Genomic DNA, 15,220 nt, shown 5'->3' on the forward strand with positions numbered 1-15,220 from the left:
TTCCCGGGCGGATCGGCCTGCAGTGGAGCTGGCTGATTGCTTGCATCAGATGCTGATTAAGAATATACTGCATAAAAGAAGGATTATCATGAAGGAAGCGGCCAAAGAAGTGAATAGAAAGGAGGGAATATGAACTTCTCACTCCTCAACAAGCTGGTTCAGGCGGCGAAGCGGGACGGCCTGACCCTGCAGTGGAGTCTGATCCATCTGCTCGATCGGCTTGAACGCTACGAGCAGCGGCTGGGCTATCTCCGCTACCGCGATGGAGACAGCGACGCGAGCGAAGCGCAGCAGTTGCGTCTGGACAATGAGGCTCTAGCCCTCGTACTGCTCGCCGTCTTAAAGGCCTATCCGGCGGGGGCTGATATTGCCCTCGACGAGCCGCGCTTACCCGAGCTGGCCTCTCTACTCACCGAACTGGCACCGGAGCGCCGTGATGGGCAGGCGAGAGAGAAGCGCGAGCGTTGCTAGCCGTGACCAGAGCTGCTGATCGGATCGAGGGTAGCGAGAAGGGCCTGGCCCGACAGACGCGGCCTGCGTCGATAAGCTGAGCTGGCAAAGGTTAGTTTCTGCTTAGAAAAGCCTACAGCGGAGCTTATCTGCCGCTGCTGCGCTTGTCATCCCCGGCAGAAGACGCTACCCTGTTTAGCAGGAAGAACGAAAGCGAGGCAACGGTGTATGCAAATAGATCAGCAACAGGAAAGCCCCTGGCGAGGAAAGCGTGGAAGCGATGGACATCTTGCCCAGCGTGCCCTGGAGGGAGACGAGAGCGCCTTTGAAGCGCTTGTCCAGCGCTACAGCGGTCCGCTCTTCAGCTTCATTTGCCACTTTCTAGGTGACTACGATCAGGCCTGTGATATTTTACAGCAAGTCTTGCTCCAGCTCTACCTCTCGCTGCCCGGCCTCCATTTGAGCGTCCCTCTCAAACCCTGGCTCTTTCAAGTCGCGCGCAACCGCTGTCTTGACGAGCTGAGAAGGAAGCGAGCAGTAACCTTCTCCGAGCTGGAGGGTGGGGGAGAGGAAGGAGAAGAGCTACCTGTCGCCGTTGAGAGCATTGCGGACGGACGTCCCCTACCCGATGAGTTGGCTGAACGCCATGATCTCCAGCGACTGCTCCTGGAAGCCATTGACAGCCTGCCGCCCCGTTTTCGGGCTGTTGTGCTGCTGCGTTACACAGCCCAGTTGAGCTTTGCCGAGATCGGGCAGGCGCTCAGCATGCCCGAAGCCACCGCCAAAACCTATTTCCAGCGCTCCAAGCCTCTCTTGCGCGCTTCCCTCACCGGACAGGTGCGAGCCGGGACCCCCTCCTGACAGGCCAGAAGGAAGCGGCCTGCCAGGCAGGAGGGCAGGACGTCAGCCCACCCAGCCGCTCTAGAAATTCGAAGCGTCCTTCACCTCCTCACGATAGAGCGCAGCGATACGCTCTGCTGTGGTTAGCACCGCCGCACGCAGACGCGCCGGACTCAGCACCACGGCCTCGCTGCCAAGCGAGAGCACATAGGCGACAGCCTCCTGCAGCGACTCCTGTTGCACACGTATCAGCACACTGCCATCTGCCTCTTCCCGCAGCACCGTATAGTTGCCACGCAAGCGATGGCGCGCCGCGGCCTTGACGCGCAAGGTCGCCGTCAGCGGCTGCTCCTGTTCGGCTAGATGGTGCCGTGTCTCCTTCCAATAGATTTGCAAATCAAAATTCGGTGGTGGCTGAATCCGCTCCTGGCGAACACGCAGATCCTGAATATAGCCAACGCGGAAAGTCTCAACCTGCTGACTCGCATGGCAGAAGGCTACCAGGTACCAGACCCCGGTGCGCACCTGGCGCGAAGTCAGACCTTTATAGACCAGGCCGTAGGGATCAACCCGTAGCCAGCGCAGAGCGGGCATGGCCTGGCGGGTTGTCCAGGGATAAAGCAGGTCGAGGCGGTGCCCCGTCAGCACAGCGTGACGAATACGTTCCAAAAACGCGCCTGTTGTCCCATCGTCCTCCCAGGCCGTGGTATCGAACAAGATATGCTCGCGCGCTGCCTGGATATCGGCGCGGTACTCCTCCGGCAGTGCGGCCTCCAGCTTAAAGAGTGCCCGGTGCAGACCATCGTCGTCGGCAAAGAGGCTATAATTGCCGGCCATATCCACGCCGAGCACCAGCGAGACCGCTTCCTCGCGTGTAAAGACGGTCGCATCGAAGTGGTAGTGATCTGCAAGATAGTAGCCGCCGCCCGGGCCGTAATCCATCGCAATGGGGACATGAGCAAGCGAAAGGGCATCGATGTCACGATAGATGGTGCGTGCTGAGACTCCCAGAATGCTCGCCAGACGTTGAGCCGTCATCTTCCCGCGTGTTTGCAGGAGCAGAGTAATCGCCAGCAAGCGCTCTATCTTCTGCATACTTCTAGTATGGAACGATCCTACTGAAAAGACAAGGGATACTACGGAACACGCTGCGCAATTGTGCCGCTCTACACACTATCTGCTCTTTTCTTCCGGGCCTATAGGCGAGCGCTGAGATGGCCAGGCTTCTCCCCTGGCGCAGCGAATTTCGCAGCCTGCCTCCCGATTGAGTGAAAGACTGACACCTTGCTGTCAGCTATAGGTGCCTAGACTGTTCCTGGAGGAACACCCAAGTCTCCCGATAGACGGAGCAGCCCCTTGTCGGGTCTGTCCGAGAGAAATCCTCGCCTGTTGCTGTCAATGCCTGCCGGAAAGGAACACTTCTCATGTCTGCGATCGTCGCCGAATCGATGCCTAAAACATTCTTTTCTATCGATATTGGGTGGTGGAGAAGCAACTGGCGCATCTGTAAACGGATCATCAGTCTCCTGCGACCCTACTGGCTAGCCTCATTGGGGGCAGTCATCTCGATGGTCCTGGCCACTATCGCGGCCCTCGTCGTCCCCTGGTTACTGGCCTGGGTCATCGACGTGGGCATTCGTGGGGGGCAGTTTCACAGCCTCTTGCTAGCTGCGGGTGCCATCCTGCTCATCAGTGCGCTGCGTGGCCTCTTTTCCTATGGCCAGAGCTATCTCTCGCAAGCCGTTTCCTATCATGTCGCCTATGACCTGCGCAACCAGGTCTATGATCATCTGCAGCGACTCGACTTCTCCTTCCACGACGACGCCGAGACGGGACAGCTCATGTCGCGTCTGACCGTTGACATTGAAGGGGTGCGCAACTTTATTCCCTTGGGGTTACTGCGCGCCCTAGTCGCGATTGTCACCTTTGGCGCTGTTGCCATTATCCTGCTCCAGCTCGACATCTTTCTTGCTCTCATTACGCTCATCAGTGTGCCTCTCTTGATGCTGCTTGCCGTGCAGGTGGGCAAGCGACTGCGCCCGCTCTGGGAGAAGGTCCAGCAAGAGAACGGGGTACTTGGCACCATTATGCAGGAGAGCTTGAGCGGCATGCGCGTTGTCAAATCCTTTGCGCGCGAGCCTTTCGAAGTCGAGAAATACGACCGACAGAATCGCAAGCTGCGCGAGCTGAATCTGGAGGCCATGCGCCTCTCGGCCTGGAATCAGCCCTTGATGGTCCTCGTTCTCAACCTGATCACAGTACTGCTCGTCTGGGTAGGGGGAGTAGCCGTGATCGGGCGTCAGCTGAGCCTGGGCACGCTGGTCGCCGTGACGCAGTATGTACTCGTGCTGGGCACGCCGACGCGCACCCTGGGCTTTATGGTGACCTGGTTCATGCGGGGCATCTCTTCTGCAGCGCGCATCTTCGAGATTCTCGACACCTCTCCCGCCATTACCGATGCTCCTGGAGCGCGTGAGCTGCGAGAGGTGCATGGCCATGTGCGTTACGAACATGTCTCCTTTGCCTATGCGGGCGGGCAGGAGGTGCTACACGATATTTCGATCGAAGCCAGGCCAGGAGAGGTCATTGCCATCCTCGGAGCCACTGGGGCTGGCAAGAGCACCCTGTTACACCTGCTTCCGCGCTTCTATGATGTCAGCGCGGGGCGCATTACTATCGATGGCCACGACGTGCGCGAAATCGCGCTCGCCTCGCTGCGGCGCTCAGTAGGGCTGGTCCTACAAGACGTCTTTCTCTTCAATGCCACACTGCGCGAAAACATTGCCTATGGCGTCGAGGAGGTCAGCGAGGAGCAGATCATTGCCGCAGCCAAAATCGCCCGCATCCATGACTTCATCTGCCGCTTGCCCAATGGCTACGATACCTGGGTGGGCGAGCGCGGTGTGACCCTCTCGGGAGGGCAGAAGCAACGCATCGCCATCGCGCGCACCCTGCTCCTCAATCCGCGCATCCTTATCCTGGACGACTCAACCTCCAGCGTCGACATGGAGACCGAATATCTGATTCAGCAGGCTCTGGAGGCGGTCATGCGTGGACGCACGACATTCGTCGTGGCCTCGCGCCTGCGCACCATCAAGCATGCCCATCAGATTCTCATCCTTGATCGCGGTCGCATTGTCGAACGCGGCACGCACGAAAGCCTCCTGGCGCGCAACGGCCTCTACCGCCGTCTCTACGACCTGCAGCTACGTGAGCAAGAAGAATTTGAGGAACGATACCGGCATCAGCGCATCGATCAGGAACAGAGAGCGAATCAAGCCGAAGCGAAAAGGGACTCTCAGGTCGAGACGGAGAAGGAAGGCTGTTGTCAACAGAGAGGAGGGAAGAGATGACGGATCAGCGGCAGAAAGCCGAGAGACACCAGCGCAGTCGCTCTTATTTAGAGCAGCGGCGGCGCCTCTTGTGGGAAGAGAATACGCTGGCCAGTGCCGATGAAAGCGAGACGCGCCGCTTTGACTGGCGCTCCATTCGCCTCTTTGGTGTCTACCTCGCCCGCTACAAGGGCCTGACCGCCCTGAGCGTCCTGTTGATGCTCATCTACACCGCGACCAATCTCGCCAATCCCTATCTAATTGGGGTAGCTATTGACAACTTCATCACCCGTGCCGACCTGGGGGGTCTGGCCCTGATCTGTCTGCTGCTCCTGCTGGTCAACGTTGTGATGTGGCAGGCCCAATACTGGCAGATCTGGACCATGTCCTGGGCGGGGCAGCAAGTGCTCTATCTGCTCAGCTCTGACATGTTCAACCATCTACAGCAGCTTTCGCTGAGCTTTTACGACCGTACCCAGATCGGGCGCGTCATGTCCCGCCTGCAGAGCGACATTGACGTGCTGGAGAGCATGCTCAGCTCGGGACTGCTCTCCATTCTAGGCTCGCTGGTGGCCCTCGTAGGCATTATTGGGGCAATGATTGCCATGAACGCCTGGCTGGCCCTGCTCTCCTTCGCCGTACTGCCGGTCATGTTTATCATCGCGGCCTTCTGGTCGCGTCACGCCGAGCGCTCCTTCCGGCGCACGCGAGCGGCCATCTCGCTCGTCAATGCCACGCTGCAAGAGAATATCTCAGGCATGCGCGTGATTCAGAGCCTGGCACGAGAAGGACGCAACCGCAGCGAATTCGACGAGCTCAATGCCTACAATCGCGATACCAACCTGGAAGCGAACCGTATTTCCTCGCTGGTGCTCCCGCTGGTCGAGGTTGTAGCGGCCATCGCCATTGCCCTGGTAGTGGTTTACGGCGGCATGGAGGTCGCGCGTGGCACTCTGCAGGTCGGCGTGCTCGTGGCCTTTACCCTGTACATTAACCGTTTCTTTGATCCCATTCGGGAGCTAAGTATGCAGTACACCCAGCTCCAGCGTGCTGCTGTGGCTGCCGAGCGCATTTATCAGATCCTCTCCATCCCGGTGGAGATCAAAGACAGGCCGGGAGCCGCTGAACTGCCGCCGATTCGGGGCGAGATTGAATTTCGCAACGTCACCTTTGGTTACACGCCCCGCTACACAGTGCTGCGCGGGCTGAACCTGCACATCAAGCCTGGGCAGACCGTGGCCATTGTCGGGCCGACGGGAGCCGGCAAGACGACCATCGCGGGCCTGGTCACCCGCTTCTACGATGTCCAGGGGGGAGCTGTCCTGATCGATGGCTATGATGTGCGCGACGTCACCCAGCGCTCGCTACGCCAGCAGATCGGGGTTGTACCGCAGGACCCCTTTCTCTTTACGGGGACAGTCAAGGAGAACATCCGCTACGGTCGGTTGGAGGCCAGTGATGAAGAGGTCATAGCGGCGGCGCGGGCCGTGGGCCTGCACGACCTGGTCGAACGTCTTCCCCAGGGCTACGAGACGCCGATTCGCGAGCGTGGGCGCAACCTGAGCATGGGTCAGCGGCAGCTGATCTCTTTCGCGCGGGCGCTGCTGGCTGATCCGCGCATTCTGATTCTCGACGAAGCCACTGCCAATATCGATACTGTGACCGAGCTGATCGTGCAACAAGGACTCCAGCGCCTGCTGCAGGGGCGTACGGCCATTGTGATCGCTCATCGCCTCTCAACGATCAAGAACGCTGACCTGATCGTCGTGCTCCAGCAAGGCCAGGTGGTCGAACAGGGCAGGCACGAAGAATTACTGGCCCGTAACGGGGTCTATGCCAGGCTCTATGCAATGGGCTTTCGCGAGGCCACAGGCAGTGAGGCGAGCGAATCCGCCGGGCAAGACGAGCCAGATCGGCTGCAGGAATGGGTTGTTTCCTAAAGCGAGATAGATAGATAAGGCGGGTGAAAGCTGTGTAACGAGTAAAGAAGGTCTGAGCCGGGAGCTGTGCTGCTCATCTCGGCTTGACAGAGCGGGGGAGAGCTTCTTATCATCAATCATAGATAGGATGGTTGTCAGGTGGTAGCGTGGCCTGCCCGGGATGTGCAGGACCGCCATCGCCCAGGAGCCGCGCGGCTTTTCTCCTCCGCTAGCCGGCTCCCTTGCGGGATGAGCCTGGTTGCTCCTGACGCATTGCTCCCCAGAGGGCATGCTGTAGCGTGCCGCCGTCGTTCTCTCGCTTGGGCTGCCACGCCCTTGGGAGGACGGTGATGCGCATCTCGTCACGTCCTGCCGCGCTACTGCCCTTGTGAAAAGGAGCTTTATGCGAGTTGAAACGCAGACTGAAGCCGATCCTGATCGACGCACGACTGTAGTCCCGCCAACCACTCCTGTTCCTCGATCTGTTATCCCCTGGTGGGATGACCTTGATCCTGTTGTCCGAGCGGAATTGCACCTTCCGGACATCGCTGATGAAGGCCCTCCCGCCCAACCGCTGGATGTTGTAGTGATTGGGGCCGGCGTTGCTGGCTTAAGCGCGGCTCTGAGCGCCCGCCGTACGGGGGCGCGTGTCCTGGTGTTGGAGCGCAATGCGCTCATTGGATGTGGTACGAGTGGGCGCAATGCCGGCATCTTAAGCGTTGGCATTAATGCCGACCTGACGACCCTGCCTGCAGGGCATCCAGCGCTTGCCCTCTGGCCTGCCACCACCGAAGTTCTCTTCTCGCTGGTCAGGGAGGCGGCTCTCCCCGATTCGCTGCTCTCCCTGCATCTAACTGGCTCGCTAAGCCTGGCCGAGACCATCAGCGGGGCGCGCAACCTGGCACGTGAGGTCCATCTGCGGCTGCGCATGGGGCTGCGCGCGGAGCTGTGGACCCCAGCCCAGGTGGCAGAGGCTACCGGAGGCCGACTCAATGTGCGCACTGTCTATGCGGCCCTCTGGCTGCCGGATGAAGCGCGCGTACACCCGCTGACCCTGCTGGCGCACCTGGCGCGACGCGCCCGTCGTGCGGGTGTTGAACTGCGCGGCAACGCTCCGGTGATCTCCTACGAGGAGATACCTCTGCCTGGCGGGGCAAGTGGCTGGCGCCTGCATCTGGCCAACGGCCACACGCTACTGACGCGAGGGCTGATCCTGGCCGTAGGCCCGGGCGCTCGCCCCAATGCACGCCTGTATGCGCTGGCCTTCCGCGCCGAGCTGCCACCCGATTTCCCCGTCTTTGGGGATGCCCTGCCCTACACTTACGCGGACTTCAGGGCGGGCGAGGGACGGCTCACGGTGACTGGTGGTCGCTACGGTCGCGCCGGGGTCACGCGCAATGACGCCCATTACCATTGCCGGCTCAAAGAGCTGACCTATCACTGGCTGCCCGAGCTGGCAGAGCAGGAACCGGCCTACACCTGGGCCGTGGACCTCGAGGTCACACCGCAGATGGTCCCCGAGTTGCATCCTGTGGGGGCGGTGGCTCCTGCTCTGGCTGTCGAGGGGCTGGGGGCTCTGGGCATGCTCCCCGGTATGGTGCTGGGCGAGCGCGCCGGCGAACAGGTGGCTTCCGCGGTGAGCCGCTAATGCAGCGCGGTATGCCTCTTCTCGCCTCCGCAGAGGAGCGCATTCCTCACTGACGTGAGGACGTCGGGCGGGCGGGCACGTGTTGTCTCTCCAATGGCAGTGATGAGCCAGACGCCTCGCCTGCCCGATTTCCTGAGCCGTCGCCTCCATCTGATCTCTTTGCCCTGCATGAGCTTTTACTCGCGAGACGCCAGCCTCTGGTTTCCCTCGATCTCTTGCCTCCCGCATCGCCGTAATGCGTAACGTGCGCTCTGCGCTCTCTTCAGAAGCCAGAGCAGGTGAATGGGCTTGCCAAGTTGCTCATCTCCTGGTACTCTTGTGCCTAGAGGTACAAATGAATAGTTGTATAGATCACATAGCCACCTGGCCGCAAGTTGCCGTCGAGCGATGAGGCGATAGGTGGCATGAGCGTACAAGCGCGTATACATGCCTTTTGTTACAGGCGTGGCCGCGTTTTATATAATACTGTGGTCGCAGGTAGAAAAGTTCTCTTCTCCTGGGAATACTCCACAGTGTGAGATACCAGCTGTCAAATCACTGAACCAGTGAAGGAGTACGTATTTGGGCAGATTCACCTTTCAAGGAGCGCATCTCGTCGATGCACTGGCCGAGTTGTCTGACAGCAGTATTACTGTTGCGGATGGGCGTATTGAGCCGGCGAGCGGAGGAGAGCAGCCGGGCTTAGTCATCGAGGCTGAGGATGCCATCCTGCTGCCGGGCTTCATTGATGTGCATACTCATGGTGGAGGTGGTTTCAATCTCAGTACGGAGGACGCCAGCGAGATCTGTGCCTATGCCCGTTGGGCGCCTGGTAGCGGGACCACGGCCTTTCTTATTGGGGTCATTGGGGTCCCATATACCTTGCCAGAAGAGCAGCTGAGGGCAGCGGTAGAGGCCATTGAGCGCTGTGAGGCCAGTCGGGAGCCGTTGGCTGAGCCGCTGGGCATCCATCTGGAGGGTCCCTATCTGAATATTGCGCGCAGGGGGGCGCACCTGCCCGAGTGGCTGCGCCAGCCCAGTGAGGCGGAGGCCGAGCGCATTCTGGAACTGACCCGCGGCCATCTCCGGCTGGTGACCCTGGCGCCCGAGCTGCCCGGCGCTGAGGCCATGATCCGCCGCTTCCTGGAGGCGGGAGTCACTGTCAGCCTGGGGCATTCTGATGCTTCGTACGAGCAGGCGCGGCGGGCCTTTGCTCTGGGGGTGAGCCACGTCACGCACTGCTTTAACGCCATGCGTCCTCTCCATCATCGGGAGCCGGGACCGCTGGGAGCCCTGGTCGAAGCGGGACATGTACGCGGCGAGTTGATCGCCGATGGGGTGCATGTTCATCCAGCGGCCATGAAGGCGCTGGTCAAAGCCCTGGGGCCTGAGCGCACCGTGGTCATTACTGATGCCCTCTGTGGCGCGGGCAGCCCGGAGCGCTCCTTTGAGTTTGGGGGCCAGCGGGCTACCGTCATCGATGGCGCGGCGCGCCTGCCGGATGGCACGATCACGGGGAGCGTGTTGACGATGGAGCAGGCCTTACGCAACGTCGTGCAGATGCTCGGTTTCTCCTTGCGCGATGCTGCCCGTATGCTGGCCTACAATCCTGCCCTGGCTGCCGGCGTCGGCGAGCGCAAGGGCCGGCTCCAGCCTGGCTACGACGCTGACCTTCTCATCTTCGATCGGACACTCGCGCTGCAGGCGGTCCTTTGTCGGGGGCGGCTGGCCTTCGTCAGTGCCTCCTGGCGTGAGCGACTGGCTCGCCTGCTAGAATAAATGGCAAGACAAAGGATGCCCCGGACAAGCGCCGGGGCATTGCTTTGTCTTATCAGTTAAAGCAAGCAGACGGAAAGACAGATGCCAGGGTGGGGAGCGCTGGCTTAGAGCGTCAGCGTGACCTTCTGGAGGCCGCGCGGCACATCAGGATTGTAGCCGCGGGTCAGCGCCAGATGGAGGGCCAGCATCTGGCCGGGGAGGATGGCCGTCACAGGACTCAGCCAGTCCGGGAGGCCGCTCACCAGAGGTAGAGGTGTGCGGGCCAGAGCCAGGGCCTCGGCCTCCTCCGAGATCACCAGTAGCTCTGCGCCGCGGCGCTGCAGCTCCTCGGCCAGCTCACGCATATCGCCGTAGGTCGCATCGCGCGGCATAATCAGGATAGCTGGCAGGCCGGCGTCGACCGTGGCGATGGGGCCGTGACGGAAGTCCGCTGAAGAATAGGCATTGGCCATTACGTAGGTCAGCTCCTTGAGCTTGAGCGTCAGCTCAAAGGCCGTGGCATAGTTGAAGCCGCGCCCGATCACCACACAGCGATCCATATAGCGATAGCGCTCGGCCAGACGGGCAATGTCTGTAGATTGGGCCAGCACCTGGTCAACGGCGGAGGGCAGGGCCTCTAAGGCCGTCAGATGGCTGGCTGACTCAGGACTCCAGGCGGCGGCGAAGAGGGCGAGAACTGTTAGCTGTGCGGTATAGGTCTTGGTAGCGGCGACGCTGCGCTCAGCTCCAGCGTGCAGGGCGACCACATGGTCGGCGGCCCGCGCCAAGGGAGAGCCGGCGTCGTTAGTGATGGCCAGCGTCGGACGGCCCTGGCGGCGGCCCTCTTCGAGCACAGCGACAATATCGGGTGACTGACCTGACTGCGAAATGCCAACGACAAGAGCCCCATCCAGGCGGGGGGGCCGGCCATAGAGAGTATAAAGCGAGGGCGTGGCCAGCGCGATGGTATGGCCGGCCAGGGCCGCCCAGACGTATTTCGCGTAGAGTGCGGCGTGGTCCGATGATCCCCGAGCGGCGATCAGCACATGGGTGAACGGTGGCAGGGAGGTGACAATCTCCTCTACGTGGGGGCGCTCCCGTTCGAGCAGGCGAGCGAGGACCTCGGGCTGGCTGCGGATCTCTTGCTCAAGCAATGATGAGGACATGCAGACACTTCTCCGTTCGCTCGTGGTCGGGTAGCCAACTTGCTGCGTCAGGCCGTCTGGTCTATCAGCAGCAGGCGTAGCGGTGGCTCAGCCTCCTTGGCTGACTCGCACAGGGCGCAGGCGGGCGTGGCTTAGCCCGGCCATCAGCCACCACGCCACTATCCTACCACGTTGTTGGCTGCTTGCCCACTCTCTTACGGCCCGACCCTCATCCGGGCGAGATCAACCGCATCCAGGCACGGTGCTCTCCCCACTCCGTTCGCTCAGTCAGCATCAACTTCAGCAGTGGCCTGCAGGCGTGCCTTACGTAGATGGGCTTGCAGATAGTGGGGATCGAGGCGTAACGCCTCTTCAACGGCAGCCAGGGCCTCGGCGCGACGTCCGAGTATCCCTAAAGCCCAGGCCTTGCCGTCCCAGGCGGGAACATACTGTCTATCCCGACGCAGGGCCTCCTCAAAGGACTCCAAAGCCTCCTCATGGCGCGCCAGCAGGCAAAGACAGGCTCCGCGCAGATACCAGGCAGCGGGATCTTCGGGCGCCAGGGCTAAGGCCCGCTCGACGGCGGCGAGCGCCTCGGGATAGCGAATCGCTCCCCACAGCTCGCGCGCATAGTTCAACCAGAAAGCTGCCTGCTCGTGTGCTGAAGCCTGAGACTGTGAGTGCTCTTCAGGCTTCTTAGACATCTACTACCTCCTCACTCACAGGCACTAGGTGAGCTGGCCACGACCCCTCATCGCTTATTGCTGAGGGTCGCTCTCATCTGACTGAGCGCGCAGGGCCGTCTGATAGGCTTCCCATGTGTCAACATCATGGGAAGCCAGTGCTTCCTCCACCTCGACGAGCGCTATCTCCGCGCGGTGGCGCTCAATCACGCGGCGTCCACCCTCATCCCCGGTGACACGCTCCAGCTCTGGGAAGAGATCTGAGGCGAAGAGCACAGGATTCCCGCGTCGTCCCTCATAGCTGGGGGCCACGATCCGTCGGCCAGAGCTGCGCCAGGCGGCGATCAGCCGATCGATCAGGTGAGGCGGGATGAAAGGCTGATCGCCTAGAAAGATCAGGGCAGCAGCGGGTGGCGGCTGGCCTAAGCGAGCAGCGCGGGCCAGCAGGGTCTGGAGGCCGCAGCGCAGCGAGGTGCTCATGCCCTGAGCATAGTCAGGGTTGATGACCAGCTCGACCGCTGGATCGGCGGCGTAGGCGCCCAGGGCCGCGCGCACCTCCTCAGCGCGGTGACCCAGAACGATCACCAGGGGGCGGGCCTGCGACCGCAAAACGGCCTCCACGCTGTGCTGCAGCAGCGGGCGCCCGGCCAGGGGCAAGAGCAACTTATGTCGGCCCCCACCCATACGGCTAGAGGTGCCCGCGGCCAGGAGAATGGCGGCGCATACTGGCTCTTCGCTCACGATGGCTTCCTCGCTGTGTCTGGCGTTCGTCTCAGGCTTGTCGGCCATGCTATAATAGCACTTGACCGCGCGCAGCCGAGATCTTCAATACAATACTGCTCTATAGTATAGCATCATCAGCTCGGCGAGGAACGCGGCTGACCCCGTCGCAATTGACAGGAGGACGGCCAGCTCCGGCGTTCCCCTCTGGGTGGGAGATCAAGAAAGGCAAGATAGCAGTTTTATGCTCACAACTCCCTCGGCGAAGGATGAGCGTGTCACGGCGCTTGAGGCCGCGACACTGGAGAAGTACCGGCGCCTGCAGGCCATCCTGAGAGAGATGCAGTCGGTTCTAGTGGCCTACTCTGGCGGCGTCGATAGTACCCTGCTCTTGAAGGTGGCCCACGACGAACTTGGCGAGCGGGCGCTTGGAGCGTTGGCGCTCTCACCTGCCTATGCGCCCGAGGAGGGCGAAGCCGCGCTGCAGCTGGCACGCGAGCTGGGCATTCGTGTGCTGACCGTCGAGACTCATGAGCTTGAAGATGAGCGCTATCTGGCGAATCAGCCCAATCGCTGCTATTTTTGTAAAACGGAGCTGTTCACCCACCTGACGGCTCTGGCCCGGCGGCATGGCCTACGCTATGTAGCCTATGGGGTCAACAAAGACGATGAGGGTGATTTCCGTCCAGGGCAGCGCGCAGCCCGCGAGTTTGGCGTGCGAGGTCCCTTGTTGGAGGCGGAGCTGCACAAAAGCGAGATCAGGACCCTGGCGCGCTGGCTGGGTCTGCCTGTCTGGGATAAACCGGCGCTAGCCTGCTTTTCTTCGCGCATCCCCTATGGGACACGCATCGACCTCGAGACATTACAAAGGGTCTATCAGGCGGAGAAGCTCCTGCGTGAGCTGGGTTTGCGTCAGGTCCGTGTGCGCCATCATGGGGCCGTAGCTCGCATCGAGGTCGAGCGGCAGGACATGCCTCGCCTGATCGAAGAGGAGACGAGCCGCCAGGTCACGGAGGGCCTGCGCCGTCTCGGCTATCTCTATGTCACCCTCGATCTCCTCGGCTTCCGCAGCGGCAGTATGAACGAGGGCTTCTTCAGGAAGAAGAGGCCGGCGATGGAGGGTCATCAGGAGAGCAACCATGAGCAGAAGGAAGGCTCAGCAGACTAGCGGTATTGTAAGGCGCACTGCGGGGACCGCGGGGGCTGGCCAGAGCAACCGACAGGGAGGGCCGCAGGTGGGAGAGCGGAAGCAGGAAGTATCGATCAAGCAAGCACGAGAGGAGCGCAGACGGCGAGCACAGCAGCAGCGCGAACGGGCGCAGCAGCGGGCCAGACTCCGTACGTTGCTCATATCCAGCGGCGTTGTCGTCCTCTTTCTCCTGTTGCTGGGAGGAGGGGGCTACTTCCTGATTCGTGCCGGGTCTCAGGGTCAGGCTCAAGGCCAGCAAAGCCAGGCTCAGAGCCAGAACCACCCGATCGTCGACGCGGCCTATCCGCCAGTTGATCAGGTCTACTGTGATGCCAGCGAGCAGGTGGCAGTGCACTATCACGCCCATCTCTCGATCTACATCAACGGTCAAGCCGTGCAGATTCCTGCCAACACCGGCATTGCCAGCGACTGCATCTACTGGCTCCATACCCACGACACGACTGGTGTTATCCATATTGAGGCGCCGCAGAACGCCCGCTTCACCCTGGGCCAGTTCTTCGATATCTGGAAAAACCAGTTTGCCGGACTGGGCAACGGCTTCCCCAGCCAGCTTGACCAGACCAGCGGCTGGAGTGTCTACGTCGATGGCAAGCCCTATCAAGGCGACTTCCGCAGCCTCCAGCTACAGGCTCATGAACTCATCACCCTGGCCTATAACAGTCCGCACGTGCAACCCGACGTTGTCTACAACTGGGGCGGTCTCTAGAGGCAGGCGGCAGGCAATAATCTCGCGCGGCATTTCTCAGCTCTGCTGAGGGGCCCTGAAGGAGAGAGGCCGGCAGCGCAGCGAGGGTGGCGCGCACTGCTGTGCTGTGCCGTTGGCCCCTCTCCTTCTGATCTACTGATCGGCCTGCCAGTGGTCCGCAGGCGTCAGCGCAAAGACCAGCGTATTGCGCAGCTTGCCATCGGGAGCCCGGGCCTCGTTACGCAGGCAACCCTCAAAGACAAAGCCGAGACGGCGTGGAATGGCGGCGCTGCGTTCGTTGCGCTCGTCACAGCGGATGAAAATGCGGTTGGCTCCGAGCTGCCTCAAGGCAAAGCTGGTCAGCAGTTGTGTGGCTTCTGTGATATACCCTCGACCAGTAGCCGTGGCGCGCAGCCAGTAGCCGATCTCGAAGACCCGCGCCTGCCAATCGTGGGGATGCAGGCCGATGCCACCTACGAAGCGCTGATCGGCCCGGCTCAGCACCGCACAGCTGTAAGATTCGCGCATCAGCCAGGCAGCGCGCTGGCGGTTGATCCAATCGCGCGTCTCCTCGAGGCGCTGATGCTGATCAGCCCAGGGCATCCAGGGGCGCAGGTGGGCGCGCGACTCCTGGATGGCCTCAAAGAGGGCAGGAGCGTCCTCCTCACGATATGATCTTACGATGACACGCTGACCCTTCAGCTCTTCAAAATCGGGCATCAGGCTAAGGAAAAGTTCTTCCCCCATTGGAGTATTCCTTTCTTTTACGCTGGACTATGTATAAAAAGAAAGAGAACCGTATTTGGCATGCTATAGTTATGGAAAATGAAACGAGAGGCTCCCGAAGTGCA

General features: G+C 61.1%; 13 protein-coding genes. 8 read left to right on the forward strand and 5 right to left on the reverse strand.

Annotated features, from left to right (window positions below; genetic code table 11):
• Window positions 1-129: 129 nt before the first annotated feature.
• Window positions 130-471, forward strand: coding sequence for a hypothetical protein (locus A4R35_RS21925; protein WP_112433245.1), 342 nt, complete (start codon window positions 130-132; stop codon window positions 469-471).
• A gap of 207 nt (window positions 472-678) precedes the next feature.
• Complete coding sequence (locus A4R35_RS21930) at window positions 679-1,311, forward strand: RNA polymerase sigma factor (RefSeq protein WP_112433247.1); 633 nt, start codon at window positions 679-681, stop codon at window positions 1,309-1,311.
• Window positions 1,312-1,371: 60 nt separating this feature from the next.
• Here A4R35_RS21930 and A4R35_RS21935 read toward each other — a convergent pair whose 3' ends face one another.
• Window positions 1,372-2,385, reverse strand: a complete 1,014-nt coding sequence (locus tag A4R35_RS21935; protein ID WP_112433249.1) for a helix-turn-helix transcriptional regulator — start codon at window positions 2,383-2,385, stop codon at window positions 1,372-1,374.
• Window positions 2,386-2,714: 329 nt separating this feature from the next.
• Between A4R35_RS21935 and A4R35_RS21940 the strand changes: the two genes are divergently transcribed.
• The 4 genes from A4R35_RS21940 (at window position 2,715) to nagA (ending at window position 9,947) form a co-directional block, all read left to right on the forward strand.
• Window positions 2,715-4,643: an ABC transporter ATP-binding protein gene (locus A4R35_RS21940; RefSeq protein ID WP_112433251.1), complete on the forward strand. Its 1,929-nt coding sequence runs from the start codon at window positions 2,715-2,717 to the stop codon at window positions 4,641-4,643.
• Window positions 4,640-6,562, forward strand: a complete 1,923-nt coding sequence (locus A4R35_RS21945) for an ABC transporter ATP-binding protein (protein WP_112433253.1) — start codon at window positions 4,640-4,642, stop codon at window positions 6,560-6,562. Before A4R35_RS21940 ends, A4R35_RS21945 begins: the two co-directional genes overlap by 4 nt.
• Window positions 6,563-6,944: 382 nt before the next feature.
• Window positions 6,945-8,189 carry an NAD(P)/FAD-dependent oxidoreductase gene (locus tag A4R35_RS21950; protein WP_112433255.1) on the forward strand — a complete coding sequence of 415 codons (1,245 nt, stop codon included), beginning with the start codon at window positions 6,945-6,947 and terminating at the stop codon, window positions 8,187-8,189.
• Window positions 8,190-8,750: 561 nt separating this feature from the next.
• On the forward strand, window positions 8,751-9,947 hold the full coding sequence (gene nagA / locus A4R35_RS21955) for an N-acetylglucosamine-6-phosphate deacetylase (protein ID WP_112433257.1): 1,197 nt from the start codon (window positions 8,751-8,753) through the stop codon (window positions 9,945-9,947).
• Between the two features lie 104 nt (window positions 9,948-10,051).
• Here the strand turns inward: nagA and A4R35_RS21960 are convergent, their stop codons facing one another.
• From A4R35_RS21960 to mocA, 3 genes are all read right to left on the reverse strand, one after another.
• A complete protein-coding gene (locus A4R35_RS21960) occupies window positions 10,052-11,092 on the reverse strand; it encodes an SIS domain-containing protein (RefSeq protein WP_112433259.1) in 1,041 nt (346 codons plus the stop codon).
• 263 nt (window positions 11,093-11,355) lie between these two features.
• Entirely contained in the window at window positions 11,356-11,775 is a 420-nt protein-coding gene (locus tag A4R35_RS21965; RefSeq protein WP_112433261.1) for a tetratricopeptide repeat protein, read from the reverse strand.
• A gap of 54 nt (window positions 11,776-11,829) precedes the next feature.
• The gene (gene mocA, locus A4R35_RS21970; protein WP_112433263.1) at window positions 11,830-12,543 is read right to left on the reverse strand and encodes a molybdenum cofactor cytidylyltransferase; all 714 of its coding nucleotides are present in this window, start codon (window positions 12,541-12,543) and stop codon (window positions 11,830-11,832) included.
• Between the two features lie 175 nt (window positions 12,544-12,718).
• Here mocA and larE point away from each other — a divergent pair, with 175 nt between their 5' ends.
• On the forward strand, window positions 12,719-13,642 hold the full coding sequence (gene larE, locus A4R35_RS21975) for an ATP-dependent sacrificial sulfur transferase LarE (RefSeq protein WP_112433265.1): 924 nt from the start codon (window positions 12,719-12,721) through the stop codon (window positions 13,640-13,642).
• Window positions 13,614-14,390 carry a hypothetical protein gene (locus A4R35_RS21980; RefSeq protein WP_146747302.1) on the forward strand — a complete coding sequence of 259 codons (777 nt, stop codon included), beginning with the start codon at window positions 13,614-13,616 and terminating at the stop codon, window positions 14,388-14,390. Before larE ends, A4R35_RS21980 begins: the two co-directional genes overlap by 29 nt.
• 132 nt (window positions 14,391-14,522) lie before the next feature.
• Here the strand turns inward: A4R35_RS21980 and A4R35_RS21985 are convergent, their stop codons facing one another.
• Complete coding sequence (locus A4R35_RS21985) at window positions 14,523-15,116, reverse strand: GNAT family N-acetyltransferase (RefSeq protein ID WP_112433269.1); 594 nt, start codon at window positions 15,114-15,116, stop codon at window positions 14,523-14,525.
• Between the last annotated feature and the right edge of the window lie 104 nt (window positions 15,117-15,220).

The organism is Thermogemmatispora tikiterensis (assembly GCF_003268475.1).
In the GTDB taxonomy this organism is placed as follows: domain Bacteria; phylum Chloroflexota; class Ktedonobacteria; order Ktedonobacterales; family Ktedonobacteraceae; genus Thermogemmatispora; species Thermogemmatispora tikiterensis.

Excerpts from the sequence above, each read along its gene's own strand:
- A4R35_RS21925 (WP_112433245.1), top strand. The coding sequence starts at position 130 with ATGAACTTCTCACTCCTCAACAAGCTGGTTCAGGCGGCGAAGCGGGAC.
- A4R35_RS21930 (WP_112433247.1), top strand. The coding sequence starts at position 679 with ATGCAAATAGATCAGCAACAGGAAAGCCCCTGGCGAGGAAAGCGTGGA.
- A4R35_RS21935 (WP_112433249.1), bottom strand. The coding sequence starts at position 2,385 with ATGCAGAAGATAGAGCGCTTGCTGGCGATTACTCTGCTCCTGCAAACA.
- A4R35_RS21940 (WP_112433251.1), top strand. The coding sequence starts at position 2,715 with ATGTCTGCGATCGTCGCCGAATCGATGCCTAAAACATTCTTTTCTATC.
- A4R35_RS21945 (WP_112433253.1), top strand. The coding sequence starts at position 4,640 with ATGACGGATCAGCGGCAGAAAGCCGAGAGACACCAGCGCAGTCGCTCT.
- A4R35_RS21950 (WP_112433255.1), top strand. The coding sequence starts at position 6,945 with ATGCGAGTTGAAACGCAGACTGAAGCCGATCCTGATCGACGCACGACT.
- A4R35_RS21960 (WP_112433259.1), bottom strand. The coding sequence starts at position 11,092 with ATGTCCTCATCATTGCTTGAGCAAGAGATCCGCAGCCAGCCCGAGGTC.
- A4R35_RS21965 (WP_112433261.1), bottom strand. The coding sequence starts at position 11,775 with ATGTCTAAGAAGCCTGAAGAGCACTCACAGTCTCAGGCTTCAGCACAC.
- mocA (WP_112433263.1), bottom strand. The coding sequence starts at position 12,543 with ATGGCCGACAAGCCTGAGACGAACGCCAGACACAGCGAGGAAGCCATC.
- larE (WP_112433265.1), top strand. The coding sequence starts at position 12,719 with ATGCTCACAACTCCCTCGGCGAAGGATGAGCGTGTCACGGCGCTTGAG.
- A4R35_RS21980 (WP_146747302.1), top strand. The coding sequence starts at position 13,614 with ATGAGCAGAAGGAAGGCTCAGCAGACTAGCGGTATTGTAAGGCGCACT.
- A4R35_RS21985 (WP_112433269.1), bottom strand. The coding sequence starts at position 15,116 with ATGGGGGAAGAACTTTTCCTTAGCCTGATGCCCGATTTTGAAGAGCTG.